Genomic DNA, 20,879 nt, shown 5'->3' with positions numbered 1-20,879 from the left:
CCGCCCGGCCCCTCCCCGGCGGCGATCGTCTCCCGGCGGCCCCGCAGCAGGCTGGCCCGGCTCACCGGGCGGATGGCGAACGACTACTCGCCGATCCTCGAACCGCTGATCCGTACGCTGAAGGTCCGGCACCCCAAGGAGGACCTGGACCTGATCATCCGGGCCTTCGAGGTGGCGGACAAGGCGCACGCCGGCCAGCGGCGCAAGAGCGGCGACCCGTACATCACCCACCCGGTGGCGGTGGCCACCATCCTGGCCGAACTGGGCATGACGGGCACGACCCTGGCGGGGGCGCTCCTGCACGACACGGTGGAGGACACCAGCTACTCCCTGGAACAGTTGCGCCGGGACTTCGGGGACGAGGTCGCCCACCTGGTGGACGGCGTCACGAAGCTGGACAAGGTCAAGTTCGGCGACGCGGCGCAGGCCGAGACCGTCCGCAAGATGGTCCTGGCCATGGCCGACGACGTCCGGGTGCTGGTCATCAAGCTGGCCGACCGGCTGCACAACGCCCGGACCTGGCGGTACGTCGCGCCGGAGTCCAGTGCCCGCAAGGCCAAGGAGACCCTGGAGATCTACGCGCCGCTGGCCCACCGGCTCGGCATGAACACCATCAAGTGGGAACTGGAGGACCTCTCCTTCGCCGCGCTGTACCCCAAGGTCTACGCCGAGATCGTCCGGCTGGTGGGGGAGCGCACCCCTGAACGGGAGAAGAACCTGGCGGCCCTGCGCGGCCAGATCGAGCGGGACCTGAAGGACGCCAGGATCCGCGCGGTCGTCACCGGCCGGCCCAAGCACTTCTACTCGATCTACCAGAAGATGATCGTGCGCGGGAAGGACTTCGACGAGATCCACGACCTGATGGGCGTGCGCGTGCTCGTGGACTCCGTCCGGGACTGCTACGGCGCCCTGGGCGTCCTGCACTCGAAGTGGAGCCCGCTGCCGGGCCGCTTCAAGGACTACATCGCGATGCCCAAGCTGAACATGTACCAGTCGCTGCACACCACGGTGATCGGTCCAGGCGGCAAGCCGGTGGAGATCCAGTTGCGGACCCACGAGATGCACCGGCGCGCCGAGTACGGCGTGGCGGCGCACTGGAAGTACAAGGACCAGGCGTCCACCCCCTCGGCCGGCACCGGGGACCAGACCCCCGGCTGGCTGCGGTCGGTCATGGACTGGCAGAAGGACACCACGGACCCGAACGAGTTCCTGGAGTCCCTGCGGGCGGAGATCGACGCCGCCGAGGTCTTCGTCTTCACGCCCAAGGGCGAGGTGATGGCCCTGCCGGCCGGCTCGACCCCGGTCGACTTCGCCTACGCGGTGCACACCGAGGTGGGGCACCGGGCCATCGGCGCACGCGTCAACGGCAAGCTGGTGCCCCTGAACTCCGAGCTGCACCACGGCGACTGGGTGGAGATCTTCACCTCCCGGACCGAGGGCGCCGGCCCCAGCCAGGACTGGCTGGGCTTCGTGCGCAGCCCGCGGGCACGGAACAAGATCCGCCACTGGTTCTCGAAGGAACGCCGCGAGGAGGCCATCGAGAAGGGCAAGGAGCAGCTGACCCGTCAGCTGCGCAAGATGAACCTGCCGCTGCACCAGCTGATGAGCGCGGAGTCGCTCTCGCGGGTGGCCGGGGAGATGAACCTGCCGGACATCTCCACGCTCTACGCCTCGATCGGCGACTCGCACGTCTCCGTCCAGAACGTCGTCGAGCACCTGCAGAAGCTCATCGCCGCCCCCGAGGACGTGGAGTCGCTCGACACCGCGCCCATCACCACGATCGCGGCCCCGACCCGGCACCCGGACTCCGGCGTCATGGTCCAGGGCTCCGGGGACGTGATGGCCAAGCTGGCCCGGTGCTGCACGCCGGTGCCCCCGGACGAGATCATCGGCTTCGTCACCCGCGGTTCCGGCGTCTCGGTGCACCGGGCCGACTGCCGCAACATCAACCAGTTGCGCAGCGAGCCGGACCGGATCGTGGACGTCTCCTGGGCACCCACCCAGGCCTCGGTGTTCCTCGTCGAGATCATGGTGGAGGCCCTGGACCGCAAGTCGCTGCTCTCGGACGTCACCCGGGTGCTGGCCGAGCACCACGTCAACATCCTCTCGGCCTCGGTGAACACCTCGCGCAGCCGGGTGGCGATCAGCAAGTTCGTCTTCGAGATGGGCGATCCGAAGTTCCTGAGCCACGTGCTGTCCTCCGTGCGCCGCATCGACGGTGTCTACGACGTGTACCGGACCGCGGGCCGGTCCTCGACCGGGGCCTGACCCCCGCCGGAGGCGCCCGTCCGGTCCCGGCCGAGCAGGTCCCGCAGCGCGGCCCGGGCGGCGCTCATCCCGGGCCGTCCCCGGCGGGCCCGGAACCGCTCGCGCAACCGGACGGGGTCGCAGCGGGGCAGGAGCAGGGCTGCGACGGCCCGTTCCGGCCCCGTCGGACCGGCGCGCAGCAGGTCCTCGACCGTCCGCTCGACCGTGGTGCACCACAGTCCGTGGACCGGCGTGACCTCCGCGCGGTGCGCGGCGTCACCGCACTCCGGGTCCGGGGCGAGCCCGGACTGCTCCAGGCGCAGACCCACGGCACCGGGGTGCAGCGGACGGCGGTGGTACCGGTCCACCGAGGCCTCCAGGACACCGGGTGCCTCGCCCCCGGCGTGGACCCAGGCCGCCGTCCCCCCGATGGCCACCCAGGCCCCGGTCAGGACCGGTTCGGCCAGCCGGAGCACCGCCGCGGCGCGCGTCCGGACGCCGTCCCCGCCGCCGTGCCCCGCGGGGCCTGCGTCCGCGGGCAGGTACAGGTCCCCCATGACATGGACGAGCAGGCCGGACAGCTCCATGCCGCGCAGCTCGGCGGCGGAGAAGGGCAGCCCCGGGACCAGGAACTGCTCCCGGGGCCCCTGCCGAGCCGTCGTCGTCACCACCCCACCAGACTGGCAGCACGAGTGAGGGCCCGGCACCAGGCCGGGCCCTCACTGTGGACAACTCACCCCCGGGAGGGGGCGGTGGAGGAGAGGGTCAGCGCAGACCCTGCGCCGACTGCTGCAGCGTCTGCAGCCACATCCGCCGCGCGTCCAGGGCGTCCTGGGCCTTCTTGATGGCGCGGGCGTCACCCTTCGCCTGGGCCTTGGCGAGGTCGTCCTCGAGCTCGGCGACCTTGTCCTCGAGCTGGCTCAGCGCGGAGTTGGTCCGGGCCTTCGTCTCGGGGTTGGTCTTGCGCCAGTGCTCGTCCTCGGCGGACTTCAGGCCCTCCTCGAGCTTGCGGAACGCCGACTCCATGCGGGTCACGTCCTTGCGGGGCACCCGTCCGGCGTCCTCCCACCGGCCGCGCAGCTCGTTCAGTGCCTTGCGTGCCGCCTTGACGTCCTTGACGGGGAGCAGCTTCTGGCCCTCGGCGAGGATCTGCTCCTTGAGCTTGAGGTTCTCGCCGTACTCACGGTCGATCTCGTCGTTGGTGGCCTTGCGGGCGTTGAAGAAGACGTCCTGGGCCGCCCGGAAGCGCGCCCAGAGGGCGTCGTCCTCCTTGCGGGAGGCCCGGGGCGCGGCCTTCCACTCGTCCATCAGGTCGCGGTAGGCGCCGGCCGTCGCTCCCCAGTCGGTGGACGTGGACAGCGCCTCGGCGCGCGCGATCAGCTTCTCCTTGACCGACTTGGCCTGGGCATTGGTCGCGTCCAGCTGGGAGAAGAAGGCCCGGCGGTGCTTGTCCAGGGTGGTCCGGGCCGTGCGGAACCGCTTCCACAACCCGTCCTCCACGGCCTTGCCGAGGCGGGGACCGGCCTTCTGGGCGGCCTTCCAGTCCTCGAACAGCTCGGCCATCCGGGCGCTCGTCTGCTTCCACTGCACCTGGGCGGGGTCCTTGGCCGCGAGGGCCTCGGCCTCCGCCACGATGGCCTCCCGCGTGGAGAGCTGCTCGGCCTGGGCCTTCTCGAGGGCGATCCGCTCCGCGACCTTGAGGTCGTCCAGGCGCGTCTGCAGGGCCTCCACGCGGGCGCGCAGGGCGGGCATGTCCCCGACCATGCCGCGCTCGGCGATGGTCTGGCGCAGGTGGCCCAGGGTCTTCTGGATCTCACCGGCCGGGGCGCCGGCGGCGACCCGCTGCTCCAGCAACATCAGCTGGGAGACCACCTCGTCGTACTTCCGCGAGAAGTAGGCGATCGCCTCCTCGGCGGTGCCGTCCGGGAACTGCCCCACCGGGTGCCGTTCCTCGCCGTCGATCAGGGTGACGTGGCCGTCGTCGCTGACGGTGGCGAACTTCGCCGCCTCCTCCACCGGGGTGGAGTAGTCCGGAGCCGACAGGGGGGTCACCGGGGCCGTGGGAGTGCGTCCGGGCGCCGCCGGGCGACCGGGGCCGGCCGCCGGCTTGGGCTTGCCGGAGGGCTTGGGCTTGCCGTCCGGCTTCGGTGCACCGGGCCGGCCACCCCGCGGCGAGGGCGTGTCCGGGGCCGGCGTGTCCGGGGTCGGGGCGGCCGGGGCCGCGGCGGCGGCCTGCGGTGCCGGCTCATCGGCAGCGGGCTCCTCCGGGGCCGGCTGACCTGCCGGGGCCTCATGGGGGACGTCCGACGCCTCCACCGCGCCCACGGACGCCAGGACGGCCTCCGTCTCGCTCTCCGCCAGGGACCCGGCGGGTGACGGTCCGGGCGCACCGGCGGGAGCCCCGGTCGAGGCCTCCTGCGCGGTCGCCGGTGCGGCCTGCTCGGGGGCCTGGTCCAGGGACGGGTCCGTGGGCTGGTGCACGGCGTCCTGGGGAGCCTGCTCCGCGGACTGCTCCGCCGGCTGGGGGGTGGTCTGCTGGTCGTCGGGTTGCTGACTGGTCGTCACCGCTGGAACTCCCTGTTGGTGCCCTGCACCGGCTGGCGGCCGCAGGGACGTCTGGACACGATCAGGTCCAGCGTACCGGTTGGACCTAGAATGGGATGCCGAACACCCGCGGCACCCGCCTGACCGGAGTCGCGCCGGTACGTCACCGCACCCGTCCCAATGCAAAGGTCGTCCATGTCCCGCAAGGCTTCCCTGTCCGGTTTCCATGAATGGCTCCCCGCCGAGCGGATCGTTGAGCAGCATGTCCTGGACACCCTGCGGACCACGTTCGAGCTGCACGGCTTCTCCTCGATCGAGACCCGGGCCGTGGAGACCCTGGGGCAGCTGCTGCGCAAGGGCGAGATCGACAAGGAGGTCTACGCGGTCTCCCGGTTGCAGGGCGATCCGGCCGAACGCCCCGACGGGGCGGAGGACCTCAACCGGCTGGCCCTGCACTTCGACCTCACGGTGCCGTTCGCCCGCTACGTCGTGGAGAACGCCGGCCACCTGTCCTTCCCGTTCCGCCGGTACCAGATCCAGAAGGTCTGGCGCGGTGAACGCCCCCAGGAGGGCCGCGCCCGGGAGTTCACGCAGGCGGACATCGACGTCGTCGGCGACGGCACGCTGCCGTTCCGCTACGACGTGGACGTGGCGCTCGTGATGGCCGAGGCCCTGGCCGCGCTGCCGATCGGCGACTTCACCATCCGGGTCAACAACCGCAAGCTCGCCGAGGGCTTCTACCGTGGCCTGGGGCTGACGGACACCGCCGGCGTGCTGCGCAACATCGACAAGCTCGAGAAGATCGGTCCCGACGAGGTCTCGCGCCTGCTGCAGTCCGAACTGGGCGCCAGCGCCGACCAGGCGGCCCAGGCCCTGTCCCTGGCCGCCATCCGCACCGAGGACACCTCCTTCGTGGAGCAGGTCCGCGCCCTCGGGGTGACCCACGACCTGCTGGACGAGGGACTCGAGGAACTGGCCGCCGTCGTCGGTGAACTGCACCGCCGGGTCCCGGGCCGCGCCGTCGCCGACCTCTCGATCGCCCGCGGCCTGGACTACTACACCGGCACCGTCTACGAGACCGTGCTGACCGGCCACGAACAGCTCGGCTCCATCTGCTCCGGCGGGCGCTACGACGCCCTGGCCGCCAAGGGCAACCGCACCTTCCCGGGCGTGGGACTGTCGATCGGCGTGACCCGGCTGCTGATGCGCATGTTCTCCACCCAGATGGCCTCGGCCTCTCGCTCCGTGCCCACCGCCGTGTACATCGCCCTGACCCACGACGACGACTGGTCGGCCGCGCAGGACACCGCCCGCGCACTGCGCTCCCGCGGCATCGCGACCGAGGTGGCGGTCTCCGCGGAGAAGTTCGGCAAGCAGATCAAGTACGCGGACCGCCGGGGCATCCCCTTCGTCTGGTTCACCCGCACCGAGGACGACCGGACCGTCCACGAGGTCAAGGACATCCGCTCCGGTGAACAGGTCCCGGCCGACCCGGGATCGTGGATGCCGCCGCAGGAGGACCTGCGTCCCCGGGTCACCGGCGCCTGAGCCCCACCACGGCCCGGCCGGCCAGGCCCACGGCGAAGACCGCGAGCATGACCAGCACCGACTGGACCGGCAGCGTGAAGGCCAGGAGCAGGCAGGCCGCCGCGCCGAGCAGGTTCAGCCACCGGGGGCCCGGCACCACGCGTTCGGTGAGCGTGAGGGCGGAGACGTTCGCCACCGCGTAGTACACCAGCACGCCGAATGAGGAGAACCCCACGACGGTCAGCACGTCCGTGGCCAGCAGCAGCACGATGACCACCGCCGCCGCCGTGAGCTGGGCGACCCACGGCACGCACGTCCGTGCCGAGATCCGCGCCAGCGGCCGCGGCAGGTCGCGCTCCCGGGCCATCGCCAGGCCCGTCCGGGAGATCCCGGCCGCCAGGTTCAGCATCGAGCCCAGGCAGGCCAGCGCCGCCCCGGCCACGGCCAGCCACGCCCAGTCCGGCCCGAGCACGACCTCGACGGCGTCGCGCACCGCGGTGGGGGTCTGGCCCAGCCCCTGGAGACCGAGGACGGCCTGCAGGCTCAGGGCCAGCAGCAGGTAGAGCACGAGCGTGAACGCCAGCGCACCGAAGACGGCCCGGGGGATGGTGCGGCGGGGATCGCGCACCTCCTCGCCCATCGTCGCGATGCGCGCGTAGCCGGCGAAGGCGAAGAACAGCAGTCCGGCGCCCTGCAGCACCCCCAGCGGGGTGGGGTCCGCACCGGACGGGCCCCCGCCGGGAGCCGGGACGGGGCCGGGCGTGACGCCCACGAACCCGGCCACGATCAACACGGCGAGCAGGGCCAGCACCGGGGTCACGATCAGCACGGTCGCCTGCACCGTGCGGGTGATGCCCAGCAGGGTGATGCCCGTGATCACCACGACGGAGGCGATCGCCACCCACCGGGCCGTCCGGTCCGGGGCCCCGGACGCCGTCGGGACCAGGTAGAGGGCCAGGGTGTACGCCATCGCGGCGATGGAGGCGGACTTGCCGGTGACGAAGCCCCAGCCGGCCACGAAGCCGGCCCACTCGCCCAGCTGGCGCCGCCCGTACACGTAGGCCCCACCGGAGGTCGGGTGGACGGCCGCGAGCTGGGCCATGGCCGTGGCGTTGACCCACGCGGTGGCACCGGCCAGGACCAGGGCGAGCACCAGGAGCGGCCCCGCGGTGGAGGCCGCCAGGCCGAGGGAGGTGAACACGCCCGCACCGACCATCGACCCGACGCCGATGACGATCGCACCGGGCAGGCCCAGGTGGCGCTGCAGGGCGGCCGGGGGACCGGCGGTGGGGTGGGTCTGGGGCATGGCGTGTCCTCCGTCGGGGAATCTGTCCCGGGCCACGGACTAGAATCATCCCCGGAGCCGGACGGCGGCGGGACGTATCGAGCCCGCGCGGTGCTGACGGCTGAAGACCTATCACACCAGATCGACACCAGACCAACATCCCGGTGAACCGGGACCGGAAGGACCCTCGTGCTGCGCACCCACCAGCTGGGCGAGCTCAACGCCTCGCTCATCGGACAGAACGTCACCGTCACCGGTTGGGTGGCCCGTCGCCGGGACCACGGAGGGGTCGCCTTCGTGGACCTGCGGGACGCGTCCGGGTTCGCCCAGGTCGTGGTCCGGGACGAGAAGGACTTCGACCCGCTGCGCAACGAGTTCGTCCTCCAGGTCACCGGCACGGTGGAGCGCCGGCCGGAGGGCAACGAGAACCCGCACCTGCCCTCGGGTGAGGTCGAGCTCATCACGGACACCGTGACCGTGCTCAACACCGCCGCCCCGCTGCCCTTCCAGGTGGACGAGCACGTCGAGGTCGGCGAGGAGGCCCGGTTGCGCCACCGCTACCTGGACCTGCGCCGCCCGGAGCCGGCCCGCATCATGCGCCTGCGTTCCGAGGTGAACCGCACCGCGCGCAACCTGCTGCACGACGAGGGCTTCATCGAGGTCGAGACCCCCACCCTGACCCGTTCCACCCCGGAGGGCGCCCGGGACTTCCTGGTGCCGGCCCGCCTCGCGCCGGGCTCCTGGTACGCCCTGCCCCAGTCCCCGCAGCTGTTCAAGCAGCTGCTGCAGGTCGGCGGCATCGAGAAGTACTTCCAGATCGCCCGCTGCTACCGGGACGAGGACTTCCGGGCGGACCGCCAGCCCGAGTTCACCCAGCTGGACATCGAGGCCTCGTTCGTGGAGCAGGACGACATCATCTCCCTCGGCGAGCGGATCGTGAAGGCCGTGTGGTCGCTGGTCGGCGTGGACGTCCCCACTCCCATCCGCCGGATGACCTACCGGGAGGCCATGGAGAAGTACGGCTCGGACAAGCCCGACCTGCGCTTCGGCCTGGAACTGACCGACCTCACCCAGTACTTCGCGGACACCCCGTTCCGCGTCTTCCAGGCCCCCTACGTGGGCGCCGTGGTCATGCCCGGCGGGGCCTCGCAGCCGCGCCGGACCCTGGACGCCTGGCAGGAGTGGGCGAAGCAGCGCGGCGCCCGGGGACTGGCCTACGTGCTCGTGCAGGAGGACGGCTCCCTGACCGGCCCGGTCTCCAAGAACATCTCCGAGACGGAGAAGGCCGGACTGGCCGGGGCCGTCGGCGCGCAGCCCGGGGACTGCGTCTTCTTCGCCGCGGGCGAGGCCAAGCCCTCCCGCGCCCTGCTCGGCGCGGCCCGCGTGGAGATCGGCCACCGCGTCGGCCTGGTCAAGGACGCCGGGCCGGACGTCCCCGCGGCCGAGGCCGACTGGGCCTTCGCCTGGATCGTGGACGCCCCCATGTTCGAGCCGGCCGCCGACGCGGTGGCCTCCGGTGACGTGGCCGTGGGATCGGGTGCCTGGACCGCCGTGCACCACGCCTTCACCTCGCCGAAGCCGGAGTTCCTCGACACCTTCGACACGGACCCCGAGAACGCGCTCTCCTACGCCTACGACATCGTGGTGAACGGCCACGAGGTCGGGGGCGGGTCCATCCGTATCCACCAGGCCGAGGTCCAGAAGCGGGTGTTCCACCTGATGGGCCTGGACAAGGAGTCCGCCCAGTCCAAGTTCGGGTTCCTGCTCGAGGGCTTCAAGTACGGCGCGCCGCCGCACGGCGGCATCGCCTTCGGCTGGGACCGCATCGTGGCCCTGCTGGCCGGGGCGGACTCGATCCGCGAGGTGATCGCCTTCCCGAAGACCGGCAACGGCTACGACCCGCTGACCGCCGCCCCCGCACCGATCACCCCGCAGCAGCGCAAGGAGGCCGGCGTGGACGCGAAGCCCGAGCCGCAGCAGCCGGCCGAAGCCGGGCCGGCCGCGGACGGCGCCCGGGCGTGACGCAGCCGCCGGCCGGCACGGGCCCCGCGGACCCCGATCCGCGGGTGGTCCCGCCCACGGCGGTGCGCCTGCTGCCGTTGCTCGTGGTGACGTTCGGCCTGAGCATGCTGATCGACCTCACGACCGAGTGGCCCATGCTGCTGCGCTGGCTCGTCGCGGGGGCCGGGGGAGTCACCGCCGCGGTGGTCTCCGTGCGGATCTGGGCGGCGCGCCGGCGCTGATCGGGTGCCGGTGCGCCCGGCCCGCCCGGGCGCTAGCCCCGCCGCGACCCCGTCAGGTCGTCGGTGTCCACCCACACGGTGAAGGGCCCGGAGTTGACCAGGGACAGCTCCATCATCGCCCCGAAGACGCCGCGTTCGACGTGGATCCCCTGCCCGGCCAGCTCCGCCGTGAACCGCTCGTAGAGCGGCTCGGCCAGTTCGGCGGGTGCCGACCGGGTCCAGGACGGCCGGCGTCCCTTGCGGACGTCCCCGTAGAGCGTGAACTGGCTGACCACCAGGGCCCCGGCCCCGGCGCTCAGCAGCGACTGCTCGTCGTCGAGCACGCGCAGCCCCGCCACCTTGGCCGCCAGCTGGCAGGCCTCCGCCTCCGTGTCCTCCACGGACACGCCCAGCAGGACCACCAGCCCCGGTCGATCCAGCCGGCCGACCACCTCGCCGTCGACCGTGACGGAGGCGGACGTGGTGCGCTGCAGGAGTGCTCTCATGCCTCCATGGTGGCTCATCTAGGCTGGAGCGGTGAGTGATCTGTTCAGTGCCCTCAGCGGTTCCGGTGACGCCGAGGAGCCCGACGACGGCGCCTCCGAGGCCGTCCGGGCGCGCCCGGGCGCCCCGCTGGCGGTGCGGATGCGGCCGAGGTCCGTGGACGAGGTGGTCGGCCAGCAGCACCTGCTCCACACTGGGTCGCCGTTGCGCAAGCTGGCCGAGGGCGCCGGTGCCGGCCGCGGCTCGGGCGCCGGGCCGTCGTCGTTGATCCTGTACGGGCCCCCGGGAACCGGCAAGACCACGCTGGCCCACGTGATCGCCCGCGGTCCCGGACGCACCTTCGTCGAGCTGTCGGCCATCAACTCCGGCGTTAAGGACGTCCGGGCGGTCATGGACCGCGCCCTGGACGACCGCGACCTCTACGGCCGGACGACCGTGCTGTTCCTGGACGAGATCCACCGCTTCAACAAGGCCCAGCAGGACGCGCTGCTGCCGGGCGTGGAGAACCGCTGGGTGGTGCTCGTGGCCGCGACCACGGAGAACCCCTCCTTCTCGGTCGTGGCGCCGCTGCTGTCCCGGTCGCTGCTGCTGACCCTCAAGCCCCTGACGGACGCGGACATCGGGGACCTGCTGGACCGCGCCGTGACGGACGAGCGCGGCCTGAACGGCACGGTGGCGCTGGCCGAGGAGGCCCGGGAGTACCTGGTGCGGATGGCCCAGGGCGATGCCCGGCGCGCGCTGACCACGCTGGAGGCCAGTGCCGGTGTGGCGCTGGACCGCCGGGAGGAGGACGGCACCCCCACGATCACCGTGGAGGACGCCGCCCAGGCCATGGACCGCGCGGTGCTGCGCTACGACAAGGCCGGCGACCAGCACTACGACGTCATCAGCGCCTTCATCAAGTCCATCCGCGGCTCGGACGTGGACGCCTCCCTGCACTACCTGGCCCGCATGCTCGAGGCGGGGGAGGACCCCCGGTTCATCGCCCGCCGGCTGATCATCTCGGCCTCGGAGGACGTCGGCATGGCCGACCCCACCGCGCTGCAGACCGCGGTCGCCGCGGCGCAGGCCGTCCAGCTCATCGGCATGCCCGAGGGCCGGCTCGTGCTCGCCGAGGCGGTGGTGCACCTGGCCACCGCCCCGAAGTCCAACGCCTCCTACACCGCCATCAACGAGGCCGTGGCCGACGTCCGCGCCGGACTGTCCGGCGAGGTGCCCGCGCACCTGCGCGACGCCCACTACCCGGGTGCCGCCGGTCTCGGCCACGGAAGGGGGTACGTCTACTCCCACGACGCTCCGCACGGGGTGGCGCGCCAGCAGTACGCCCCGGACCCGTTGCAGGGCAAGGACTACTACCGGCCCACCCGCAACGGGGTGGAGCGGAACCTGGGGGACCGGGTGCAGAGCCTGCGGTCCATCATCCGCGGCACGCCGCCCCCTGCGCGCAAGCCCGACGAGCAGGGCGCCGAGGGCTGACACCGCTCCCGGTGGACGCACCCGCGCCCCGGGGGCCCGGCCGGACCTAGGATGGAGTCGATCCTGTCCGCACCGTCCGGGTCCGGGACAGTCCTCCCAGCGGCCCGGGGAAACCGGAGGCCGTCCCATGACCACTCCCGCCAACAACCCCGCGTCCCGCCTGGTGCCCAACACCGCGGAGGTCGACTACCGCATCCTCAAGACCGTGACCACGTACGAACAGGCCCAGGAACTCGTGGACCGGTTGTCGGACGGCGGCTTCCCGGTGGAGAAGACGCGGATCGTGGGCACCGGGCTGCGCTCGGTCGAGCAGATCACGGGACGGCTGACCACCGCCCGGGCCGCCGGCCAGGGTGCCCTCGGCGGCCTGTGGTTCGGCCTGATGATCGGCATCCTGTTCGTGATCTTCGCCCCGGAGTCCGGCCTGCTGATGATCCTGCTGGCCGTGGGCTTCGGTGCCGTCTGGGGGGCGATCTTCGGGGCCATCGGCCACGCCGCGACCCGCGGCAAGCGCGACTTCTCCTCGGTCCAGGTGATGGAGGCCGAGTCCTACGACGTGCTGGTGGAGGCCTCGCACGTCGCCCAGGCCGCCCAGGTGGCGGAGGGCCGGCCGATGCCCGAGACCCCCCGGGGCTGAGGGGCGCCCGAGCTGAGATGAGCCCGGCCGCCCCGCACGGTGCCGGCACGGACGGCCCCCGGGAACTGGTAGAGTAGTCCGCTGTCTGGCAAGCGCCGCCAGCATTCCCCCGTGGTGGACCGGTCCTCGTGGCCGCGGTCACCGCAGGTCCCGTCCCGGCCGGTCCGCTCCTGCGGACCGCCGACGTGCGGCGCTGCAGCGATGACGGGCAGCGGCATGCCCCTCAGCTCTCCGCAGGACGCGACGGAGGCCAGGTTCCGGTCTGTACTTGTCACACCGTGGGAGTCCCCACCTGTGCCTGGACCGGAGATCACACCAGAACCGTGCCGCCTGACAAGAAAGGTCCCTCGTGGCTTCCAACCTCCGTTCGCGCCGTACCGTGCGCCACTCGCGCGCCCTCGGCATCGCCCTGACCCCCAAGGCCGAGAAGTACATGGAGCGCCGTCCGTACGGCCCCGGCCAGCACGGCCGTGCCCGTCGCAAGGCAGACTCCGACTACTCGGTCCGCCTGAAGGAAAAGCAGCGCCTGCGCGCCCAGTACAACATCCGTGAGGCGCAGATGCGCCGCTACTTCGAAGAGGCCAAGCGCACCGAGGGCCTGACCGGTGAGAACCTGGTCGAGCTGCTCGAGATGCGCCTGGACGCCCTGGTGCTGCGCGCCGGCTTCGCCCGCACCATCGCCCAGGCCCGCCAGATGGTCGTGCACCGCCACATCATGGTCAACGGCGCCCGCGTGGACCGTCCGTCCTTCCGCGTGAAGGAGGGCCAGCTGATCCACGTGCACTCCCGCTCCGAGAAGATGGTCCCGTTCCAGATCTCCGCCACCGGTGCGCACCAGGAGGTCCTGCCGACCGTCCCGGGTTACCTGGACGTCGAGATCGACAAGCTGCAGGCCAAGCTGGTCCGCCGCCCCAAGCGCTCCGAGGTCCCCGTGACCTGCGAGGAGAACCTCGTGGTCGAGTACTACGCGCGCTGATCCGCACGTGACGCAGGACCCGGTCTCCCCGAGGGGAGGCCGGGTCCTCGGCGTTAACGGGGGTGCACGCGGTCCCGCGGCCGTGCGCCCGTGCCGGTTTCAGCGTCCGGCCCACGCCACCGGTAAGGTAGACCAGTCACCCCTCCGGAAAGGACCTGTCGTGATCAAGCGCGTACTGCTGCTGGGCGTCGGCGCCGCGGCCGGATGGCTCGGCCACACCGCCTACAGCAAGGGCCGCGATGCCGCCGCCCTCAAGGCCGAGGAGACGCTCCGGAACACCCTGAACCCGGAGAACATCGGCCGCAACGCCGGCCAGGCCGCGGCCACCGCCCTGGCCGCCAGCGCCCGGTCCTTCGCCTATCAGCTGCGCGAGGAGGTACCGGCCTGGAAGACCGTGTCCTCCACGCTGGCCGGTGCCGCGCCGCGGACCACGGCCGGGGATGTCCCGGCCGCAGCCCACGAGACCATCCCCGGCACCGCCACCTCCGCCCCCGCCGCGTCCGGCACCGCCGGCCGGTCCACCCGCCCCGACTCACGGAAGCAGTCATGAAGTCCCAGGAAATCGCCAGCCGCTGGCTGGAGTTCTTCGAGAAGAAGGACCACACCGTCGTCCCCTCGGCCTCCCTGGTCTCCCCGGACCCGTCGTTGCTGTTCACGATCGCCGGCATGGTCCCCTTCATCCCCTACTTCCTCGGGCAGGAGACCCCGCCGTACCCCCGCGCGGCCACCGTCCAGAAGTGCATCCGCACCGCGGACATCGAGGAGGTCGGCAAGACGGTCCGGCACGGCACCTTCTTCCAGATGTGCGGCAACTTCTCCTTCGGCGACTACTTCAAGGAGCAGGCCATCCCCTTCGCCTGGGAGCTGCTGACCAGTTCCCGCGAGGAGGGCGGCTACGGCCTGGACCCGGAGCGGCTCTGGATCACCGTCTACGAGGAGGACGACGAGGCCGAGCGGATCTGGCGGGATGAGGTGGGCGTGCCCGCCGGTCGCATCCAGCGCATGGGCAAGGCCGACAACTACTGGAACACCGGCCAGCCCGGTCCCGGCGGTCCCTGCTCGGAGATCTTCTACGACCGCGGGCCCGAGTACGGGGTCGAGGGCGGTCCCGCCGCGGACGACAACCGCTACATGGAGATCTGGAACCTGGTCTTCATGCAGTACCAGCTCTCCACGGTGCGCACCAAGGAGGACTTCGACGTCGCCGGGGAACTGGCGAACCGGAACATCGACACCGGGCTGGGCCTGGAGCGCCTGGCGATGGTCCTGCAGGGCGTGGAGAACATGTACGAGACGGACCAGGTCCGTCCCGTCCTGGACCGCGCCGCCGAGCTGGCCGGCCGTGAGTACACCTCCACCGAGGACCCCCGGGACCCGCACTACGCCGACGACGTCCGGCTGCGCATGATCGCCGACCACGTGCGCTCCGCGCTGATGCTCATCACCGACGGCGTGGTGCCGGGCAACGAGGCCGGCGGCTACGTGCTGCGCCGGCTGATCCGCCGCGCAGTGCGCGCGATGCGGCTGATGGGCGTCACCGACCCGGTGCTGCCCGAGCTGCTGCCCGTGTCCCGGGACGCCATGGTGGGCACCTACCCCGAGGTCGGTCGCGACTTCGAGCGCATCTCGCGGATCGCCTACAACGAGGAGAAGGCCTTCCTGCGGACCATCACCGCCGGCACCGCCCGCATGGACGGTGCCGTGGCCTCCGCCCGGGTCCAGGATCCCGAACGCCCGGGCATCTCCGGCGCCGACGCGTTCGAGCTGCACGACACCTACGGCTTCCCGATCGACCTGACCCTCGAGATGGCCGCCGAGGCCGGGGTCAGCGTGGACGAGGAGGGCTTCCGGAGCCTGATGGCCGAGCAGCGCGACCGTGCCCGGCAGGACGCCAAGTCCAAGAAGTCCGGCCACGTGGACGCCTCCGCCTACCGCGAGCTGGTCGCCGAGGGAGACACCGTCTTCACCGGGTACACCGAGCACACCACCGAGTCCCGGATCCGCGGACTGCTCGCCGGGGGCCGGCAGGTCGCCTCGGCGACCGCGGGCCAGGAGCTCGAACTGGTCCTGGACGCCACGCCGTTCTACGCGGAGTCCGGCGGCCAGGCCGCGGACACCGGCCTGATCACCGGTGACGGGTTCGTCCTGGAGGTCCTCGACGTCCAGGCCCCGCTGAGGGGGCTGAGCGTGCACCGGGTCAGGGTGCGGCAGGGCGAGGTGCCCGCGGGCGCCACGGCCGTCGGGGCCATCGACCTGCAGCGCCGCCTGGACGCCCAGAAGGCCCACACCGGCACGCACATCGTGCACGCCGCGTTGCACCAGGTCCTCGGTCCCGAGGCCACCCAGTCCGGGTCCTTCAACAAGGAGGGCTACCTGCGCTTCGACTTCCGCTGGGGCGAGGCGATGTCCGAGATGGCCCGCACCGAGGTCGAGGACGTCTCCAACGTCGCCATCCGGGACAATTACCCGGTGCTCACCCAGGAGATGTCCCTGTCCGAGGCACGCGAGCTCGGGGCGATGAGCCTGTTCGGCGAGAAGTACGGGGACCGCGTGCGCGTGGTCGAGGTCAACGGCGCCTGGTCGCGCGAGCTCTGCGGCGGCACCCACGTGGGCGCCACCGCGGAGATCGGCTCCCTGGCCCTGCTCGGCGAGCAGTCCGTCGGCTCCGGCAACCGCCGCGTGGAGGCCCTCGTCGGCCTCGACGCCTTCCGCCACCTGGCCACCGAGCGGACCCTCGTCAACGAGCTGACCGGCATGCTCAAGGTCCCGGCCGACCAGGTGCGGGACCGCGTGGCCGCCACCCTGGGCCGGCTCAAGGAGATCGAGAAGGAACTGGCCGCCCTGCGGGCCGCGCAACTGCAGGCCGAGGCCGGTCGCCTGCTCGACAAGGCCGTGGACATCTCGGGCGTGAAGGTGCTGGCCCACGACGCCGGCCAGGTCGGTTCGGGCGACGAACTGCGGACGCTGGCGCTGGACCTGCGCTCCCGGCTCGAGAACGCGAGCGGCAACGCCGCCGGCACCGCCGTCGTCGCGGTCCTGGCCGGTGTGGCCAAGGGCCGCCCGCTCGTGGTCGTGGCCACCAGCCAGGCGGCGCGCGAGTCCGGCCTGAAGGCCGGGGCCCTGGTGAAGACCGCCTGCTCCGTGCTCGGCGGCGGCGGTGGTGGCAAGGACGACGTCGCCCAGGGCGGCGGCCAGGACACCACCCGGATCCTCGAGGCACTCGAGGCCGTGAGGCAGTCCATCGTCGCGACCGTCCCGACCGCGGGCGCCGCGGGCGCGTGAGCGAGGCACCGCTGCCACCGCCCGTCCTCCCGCGTGGCGTCCGACTCGGGGTCGACGTCGGGCGCGCGCGCGTCGGGCTGGCCGCCTCCGACCCGGACGGCATCCTGGCCACGCCGGTGAAGACCCTTAGGCGCGACGCGCGGAAGGGGTCCGACCGGCGCATGATCGTCCGGGAGGCCCTGGACCGGGACGCGGTCACGGTCTACGTGGGCCATCCGGTCAACCTGCAGGGGCACCCCACCGCCTCCACCCAGGACGCCGTGGACTACGCCGGCGCGCTGGCTGCGGAGCTGTTCCGGGCCGGCAGCCGCGCCGGAGTCCGCCTGATCGATGAACGGCTGAGCACGGTGACCGCCCACCGGCAGTTGCACGAGGCCGGCCGGAACAGCCGGCAGCACCGTGAGGTCGTGGACCAGGTCGCCGCGGTGCAGATCCTTGAGCAGGCCTTGACTATGCAACAATCACTCCAGCGGGACGCGGGTCGTCCCGTCCCCATCCCTGCCGGTGATCCGAACGAAGGAGAGGACGTCACGCGTGACCAACCTGACTCCTGAAGACCCCGAGGACACCGGCGCGTCGGCGGACGCCCAGCCCGGGAACGAGTCCGCGGCGGAGAGTGACCCCGAGACCCGGGGGCATGGCTCCGAGGGCGGGGACAACCCCGACTCCGCCCAGGACGGCCAGGACCTGGACGAGGACCGCCGCCAGTACCCGGAACAGCGCGGCGAGGTCCACGGCGCGCCGGCGACCCCCGTCATCGTCCGGCCCTCCAGCCGGCAGGGGTACCAGACGGTGACCATCAACCCGGACCGCGCCAAGGACGCCGGCCAGCAGGCCAAGAGGGAGGCCCGGCGCAAGCGCCGCCGCCGGCGCAACATCGCCCTGGTCTCGGCCTTCGGCGTGTTCGTGCTGCTGCTGGTCGGCCTGTCCCTGGGGGTCCGGGGACTGCTTCCCTCACCGGCCGCCAAGGACTATCCCGGCCCCGGCGGTGAGGAGGTCGTCTTCACCGTGAACCAGGGTGAGGGCGCCCTGGCGATCGGCACGCGACTGGAGGACCAGGACATCGTGGCCAGCCGGGAGGCGTTCATCGAGGCGGTCAACCAGTCCCGGTCGGAGAACTCCATCCAGCCCGGCGAGTACCCGCTGCGGTCGCAGATGAAGGCCTCCGACGCCGCCGCCATCCTGCAGCGGGAGGGCGTGGGCCAGGTCCACTACGTGGCCATCAACCGGGGCATGCGACTGAACGAGGCCTTCGAGGCGATCTCCACCTCCACGGGCATCCCGGTGGAGGACCTCGAGGCCGCGGCGAAGGATCCCACGGAGTTCGGGCTGCCCGAGACGGCGCCCAGCCTCGAGGGCTACCTGGCGCCGGGGGAGTACCGCTTCGACATCGAGGCAGAACCGGCCGAGATCCTCACCCTGCTGACCGAACCGACCTTCGCCACCCTGGAGGCGGACGGCGTGACCGACGAGGCCGAGCAGCTCCGCACGCTCACGATCGCCTCGATCCTCGAGGCGGAGGCGCTGCCGAAGGACTACGCCACGGTGGCCGGGATCATCGAGAACCGCCTGCACCCGGACAATCCGGAGACCGACGGCAAGCTGCAGATCGACGCGACCGTGATCTACGGACTGGGCCAGCGCCAGCTCCAGTTCACCCAGGAGGAGAAGGAGGACGCCTCGAACGAGTACAACACCTACGTCCACCGCGGCCTTCCCCCCGGACCGATCGGCGCGCCGTCCACGGAGGCGATCGATGCCGCGTCCAGCCCGGAGGACAACGAGTTCTACTACTGGGTGACCACGAACATCGAGACTGGTGAGACGAAGTTCGCCCGGGACTACGCCACCCACCGGACGTACCAGCAGGAGTACCGGGACTACTGTGCCGAGAACAAGGAGATCTGTGGCTGAACCGGTGCACCGCTGGAACGCGGGCGTGCTCGGGCATCCCATCGCCCACTCGAAGTCCCCGGACCTGCACGCGGCGGCCTATCGCGTCCTGGGCCTGGACATCGACTACCGGGCCCACGACGTCACGCCGGAACACCTGTCCGGATTCGTGGCCGGGCTCGGTGACGCGGCCGCGTCGGGGGCGGACTGGCTCGGCCTGTCCGTGACGATGCCCCTGAAGGCCCCGATGGTCGGGCTCATGGACTCGGTCTCGCCCCGCGTGGAACGGCTCGGCGTGCTCAACACGGTCGTCCGTGGGGCCGACGGCTCGTTGTCCGGCCACAACACGGATGTCGACGGCATCGTCCGGTCCCTCGCCGCCGCCGGATTCGACCGGCGTGCCACGGGTGGCCGGATGGGCATCCTGGGCGGTGGGGGCACGGCCGCGGCGGCCATCGCCGCCGCCGCGCAGCTGGGACTGGACGGGATCGAGGTCTTCGTGCGGAACCCGGACCGGGCCGTGGGGCAGGCGACGCTGGCGCGCGCCTTCGGCCTGGAGGCCGCGGTGCGCACCCTGGCGGACTTCCCGGCCGCGGCGCCCGGGTTCCGCGCGGTCGTCTCCACGCTGCCGCCCCGTGCCGCCGACCCGACCGCGGCGGCGCTGGCCGCCGCCGGCCCCGCCGGCACGCGGGGGCTGCCGCCCCTGCTGGACGCCGCCTACGACCCATGGCCCTCGGCCCTGGCCGCGGCCTGGTCCGGTCGCGGCGGGGACGTCGTCAGCGGGCTGGAGATGCTGCTGTACCAGGCCGTCGAGCAGGTCCGCCTCTTCACGGCCCGCGTCCGGACGGGCACGGCCAAACCCGACTGGGCCGCCGTCACCGGTGCGATGGCCGCGTCGATCGGCCTGCCCGCGCGAGAGCCCGCGCCGCCGGCCGGGTCCTGATCCGTCACACCGTCCGGCGCGCCCGGCGGTGCGTGAGAGAATCAAGTCCATGGTGCGCTGGTTGACAGCGGGCGAATCACATGGGCCCGCACTCGTTGGAATCATCGAAGGGCTGCCCGCGGGCATCCCCCTGACGACCGCCATGGTCCAGGAGGCCCTCGCGCGCCGCCGGCTCGGCTACGGCCGAGGGGCCCGGATGAAGTTCGAGCAGGACCAGGTGACGCTGCTCGGCGGCGTCCGCCACGGCTCCACGCTCGGCTCGCCCGTGGCGATCGAGATCGGCAACACCGAGTGGCCCAAGTGGGAGAAGGTCATGTCGGCCGATCCCGTGGACGCCGAGGAGCTGGAGGGCCTGGCGCGCAACGCCGCCCTCACCCGCCCGCGGCCCGGTCACGCCGACCTCGCGGGCATGCAGAAGTACGGCTTCGACGAGGCCCGCCCGCTGCTCGAGCGGGCCTCGGCCCGCGAGACCGCCGCCCGCGTGGCCCTGGGCACGGTGGCCGGCTCCTTCCTGGCGCAGCTGGGCATCCGGACCGTCTCGCACACCACGGCGGTCGGCACCGTCTCGGTGCCGGAGGACTCGGCACTGCCGGGCCCGGACGACGTGGTGGCGCTGGACGCCGACCCGTTGCGCTGCTTCGACCAACTGACCTCCGACGCGATGGTGGCCGAGGTGGACGCCGCCCACAAGGAGGGTGAGACCCTCGGCGGCGTCGTCGAGGTCCTGGCCTACGGTGTGCCCGTGGGGCTGGGCAGCCACGTCCACTGGGACCGTCGGCTGGACTCCCGGTTGTCCGCCGCCCTCATGGGCATCCAGGCCATCAAGGGCGTGGAGGTCGGGGACGGCTTCACCACCGCAGCCCGCCGCGGCACCGCCGCCCATGACGAGATCATCCGGGGCCAGGACGGCCACCCGCTGCGCACCTCGAACCGCGCCGGGGGCATCGAGGGCGGCATGAGCACCGGGGGAGTGGTCCGCGTCCGCGCCGGCATGAAGCCGATCGCCACCGTGCCCCGCGCCCTGAAGACCGTGGACACCGCCACCGGACAGGACACCCGGGCCCATCACCAGCGCTCGGACGTCTGCGCCGTCCCGGCCGCGGGCGTCGTCGCGGAGGCCATGGTCGCCCTCGTCCTCGCCCAGGCCGTCCTGGAGAAGTTCGGCGGGGACTCGGTCGCCGAGACCCGGCGGAACCTGGACAACTTCGTGGCGGCCCTCGAGCCCCTGCCCGCACCGGAGCCCACCGGGGTCTCCGCTGCCGAGGCGCCGATGGGCGATCCGCTGCAGTGACGCCCGGACCAGTCCCGGCTGGCGCACCGGACCGGTTCCCCCGTCAGCGCAT

17 protein-coding genes are annotated in these 20,879 nt (G+C 72.3%); 13 read left to right on the top strand and 4 right to left on the bottom strand.

Annotated elements, in window-relative coordinates; all coding sequences use genetic code 11:
* The first annotated feature begins 72 nt into the window (after positions 1-72).
* Entirely contained in the window at positions 73-2,268 is a 2,196-nt protein-coding gene (locus tag Q0283_RS08855) for a bifunctional (p)ppGpp synthetase/guanosine-3',5'-bis(diphosphate) 3'-pyrophosphohydrolase (protein WP_298044281.1), read from the top strand.
* Here Q0283_RS08855 and Q0283_RS08850 read toward each other — a convergent pair.
* Positions 2,223-2,918 carry a hypothetical protein gene (locus tag Q0283_RS08850; RefSeq protein ID WP_298044257.1) on the bottom strand — a complete coding sequence of 232 codons (696 nt, stop codon included), beginning with the start codon at positions 2,916-2,918 and terminating at the stop codon, positions 2,223-2,225. The two genes, Q0283_RS08855 and Q0283_RS08850, sit on opposite strands and share 46 nt — an antisense overlap.
* A gap of 94 nt (positions 2,919-3,012) precedes the next feature.
* Positions 3,013-4,812, bottom strand: coding sequence for a DUF349 domain-containing protein (locus Q0283_RS08845; RefSeq protein WP_298044256.1), 1,800 nt, complete (start codon positions 4,810-4,812; stop codon positions 3,013-3,015).
* A gap of 174 nt (positions 4,813-4,986) precedes the next feature.
* Here Q0283_RS08845 and hisS point away from each other — a divergent pair, with 174 nt between their 5' ends.
* On the top strand, positions 4,987-6,339 hold the full coding sequence (gene hisS, locus Q0283_RS08840) for a histidine--tRNA ligase (RefSeq protein WP_298044255.1): 1,353 nt from the start codon (positions 4,987-4,989) through the stop codon (positions 6,337-6,339).
* Here the strand turns inward: hisS and Q0283_RS08835 are convergent.
* The gene (locus tag Q0283_RS08835; RefSeq protein ID WP_298044253.1) at positions 6,326-7,624 is read right to left on the bottom strand and encodes an APC family permease; all 1,299 of its coding nucleotides are present in this window, start codon (positions 7,622-7,624) and stop codon (positions 6,326-6,328) included. The genes hisS and Q0283_RS08835 overlap by 14 nt on opposite strands.
* Before the next feature lie 168 nt (positions 7,625-7,792).
* Here Q0283_RS08835 and aspS point away from each other — a divergent pair, with 168 nt between their 5' ends.
* Together aspS and Q0283_RS08825 are read left to right on the top strand one after the other, a co-directional pair.
* Complete coding sequence (gene aspS, locus Q0283_RS08830; RefSeq protein ID WP_298044252.1) at positions 7,793-9,625, top strand: aspartate--tRNA ligase; 1,833 nt, start codon at positions 7,793-7,795, stop codon at positions 9,623-9,625.
* Positions 9,622-9,846 carry a hypothetical protein gene (locus Q0283_RS08825; RefSeq protein WP_183526363.1) on the top strand — a complete coding sequence of 75 codons (225 nt, stop codon included), beginning with the start codon at positions 9,622-9,624 and terminating at the stop codon, positions 9,844-9,846. The genes aspS and Q0283_RS08825 overlap by 4 nt, the downstream gene beginning before the upstream one ends.
* Positions 9,847-9,878: 32 nt before the next feature.
* Here Q0283_RS08825 and dtd read toward each other — a convergent pair whose 3' ends face one another.
* Positions 9,879-10,331 (bottom strand): D-aminoacyl-tRNA deacylase, encoded by a 453-nt coding sequence (gene dtd, locus Q0283_RS08820; RefSeq protein WP_183526360.1) that lies wholly within the window; start codon positions 10,329-10,331, stop codon positions 9,879-9,881.
* Positions 10,332-10,362: 31 nt separating this feature from the next.
* On the opposite strand from dtd, the gene Q0283_RS08815 reads away from it, so the two are divergent.
* The 9 genes from Q0283_RS08815 (at position 10,363) to aroC (ending at position 20,827) form a co-directional block, all read left to right on the top strand.
* Positions 10,363-11,805 carry a replication-associated recombination protein A gene (locus Q0283_RS08815; RefSeq protein ID WP_183526357.1) on the top strand — a complete coding sequence of 481 codons (1,443 nt, stop codon included), beginning with the start codon at positions 10,363-10,365 and terminating at the stop codon, positions 11,803-11,805.
* Positions 11,806-11,932: 127 nt separating this feature from the next.
* Positions 11,933-12,442 carry a general stress protein gene (locus Q0283_RS08810; RefSeq protein WP_183526354.1) on the top strand — a complete coding sequence of 170 codons (510 nt, stop codon included), beginning with the start codon at positions 11,933-11,935 and terminating at the stop codon, positions 12,440-12,442.
* Between the two features lie 349 nt (positions 12,443-12,791).
* Positions 12,792-13,418, top strand: a complete 627-nt coding sequence (rpsD, locus tag Q0283_RS08805; RefSeq protein ID WP_010143281.1) for a 30S ribosomal protein S4 — start codon at positions 12,792-12,794, stop codon at positions 13,416-13,418.
* A 160-nt stretch (positions 13,419-13,578) separates the two neighbouring features.
* The gene (locus tag Q0283_RS08800; protein ID WP_298044250.1) at positions 13,579-13,968 is read left to right on the top strand and encodes a hypothetical protein; all 390 of its coding nucleotides are present in this window, start codon (positions 13,579-13,581) and stop codon (positions 13,966-13,968) included.
* Positions 13,965-16,700, top strand: coding sequence for an alanine--tRNA ligase (gene alaS, locus Q0283_RS08795; protein ID WP_298044249.1), 2,736 nt, complete (start codon positions 13,965-13,967; stop codon positions 16,698-16,700). Before Q0283_RS08800 ends, alaS begins: the two co-directional genes overlap by 4 nt.
* Positions 16,697-17,254, top strand: a complete 558-nt coding sequence (gene ruvX / locus Q0283_RS08790; protein ID WP_183526344.1) for a Holliday junction resolvase RuvX — start codon at positions 16,697-16,699, stop codon at positions 17,252-17,254. The genes alaS and ruvX overlap by 4 nt, the downstream gene beginning before the upstream one ends.
* Positions 17,235-18,614, top strand: coding sequence for an endolytic transglycosylase MltG (gene mltG / locus Q0283_RS08785; RefSeq protein WP_298044247.1), 1,380 nt, complete (start codon positions 17,235-17,237; stop codon positions 18,612-18,614). The genes ruvX and mltG overlap by 20 nt, the downstream gene beginning before the upstream one ends.
* Positions 18,607-19,536, top strand: a complete 930-nt coding sequence (locus tag Q0283_RS08780; protein WP_298044246.1) for a shikimate dehydrogenase — start codon at positions 18,607-18,609, stop codon at positions 19,534-19,536. Before mltG ends, Q0283_RS08780 begins: the two co-directional genes overlap by 8 nt.
* Before the next feature lie 49 nt (positions 19,537-19,585).
* Positions 19,586-20,827, top strand: coding sequence for a chorismate synthase (aroC, locus tag Q0283_RS08775; RefSeq protein ID WP_298044244.1), 1,242 nt, complete (start codon positions 19,586-19,588; stop codon positions 20,825-20,827).
* Positions 20,828-20,879 lie beyond the last annotated feature (52 nt).

Source organism: uncultured Citricoccus sp. (assembly GCF_937871995.1).
Taxonomy (GTDB): Bacteria; Actinomycetota; Actinomycetes; order Actinomycetales; family Micrococcaceae; genus Citricoccus.
Note: the sequence above shows the minus strand (reverse complement) of the source record. Positions and strands in the feature narration are given on the sequence as shown.

Coding starts and splice junctions, on each gene's coding strand:
- aroC (WP_298044244.1), top strand. CDS start 19,586: ATGGTGCGCTGGTTGACAGCGGGCGAATCACATGGGCCCGCACTCGTT.
- alaS (WP_298044249.1), top strand. CDS start 13,965: ATGAAGTCCCAGGAAATCGCCAGCCGCTGGCTGGAGTTCTTCGAGAAG.
- Q0283_RS08855 (WP_298044281.1), top strand. CDS start 73: ATGGCGAACGACTACTCGCCGATCCTCGAACCGCTGATCCGTACGCTG.
- Q0283_RS08835 (WP_298044253.1), bottom strand. CDS start 7,624: ATGCCCCAGACCCACCCCACCGCCGGTCCCCCGGCCGCCCTGCAGCGC.
- Q0283_RS08810 (WP_183526354.1), top strand. CDS start 11,933: ATGACCACTCCCGCCAACAACCCCGCGTCCCGCCTGGTGCCCAACACC.
- hisS (WP_298044255.1), top strand. CDS start 4,987: ATGTCCCGCAAGGCTTCCCTGTCCGGTTTCCATGAATGGCTCCCCGCC.
- dtd (WP_183526360.1), bottom strand. CDS start 10,331: ATGAGAGCACTCCTGCAGCGCACCACGTCCGCCTCCGTCACGGTCGAC.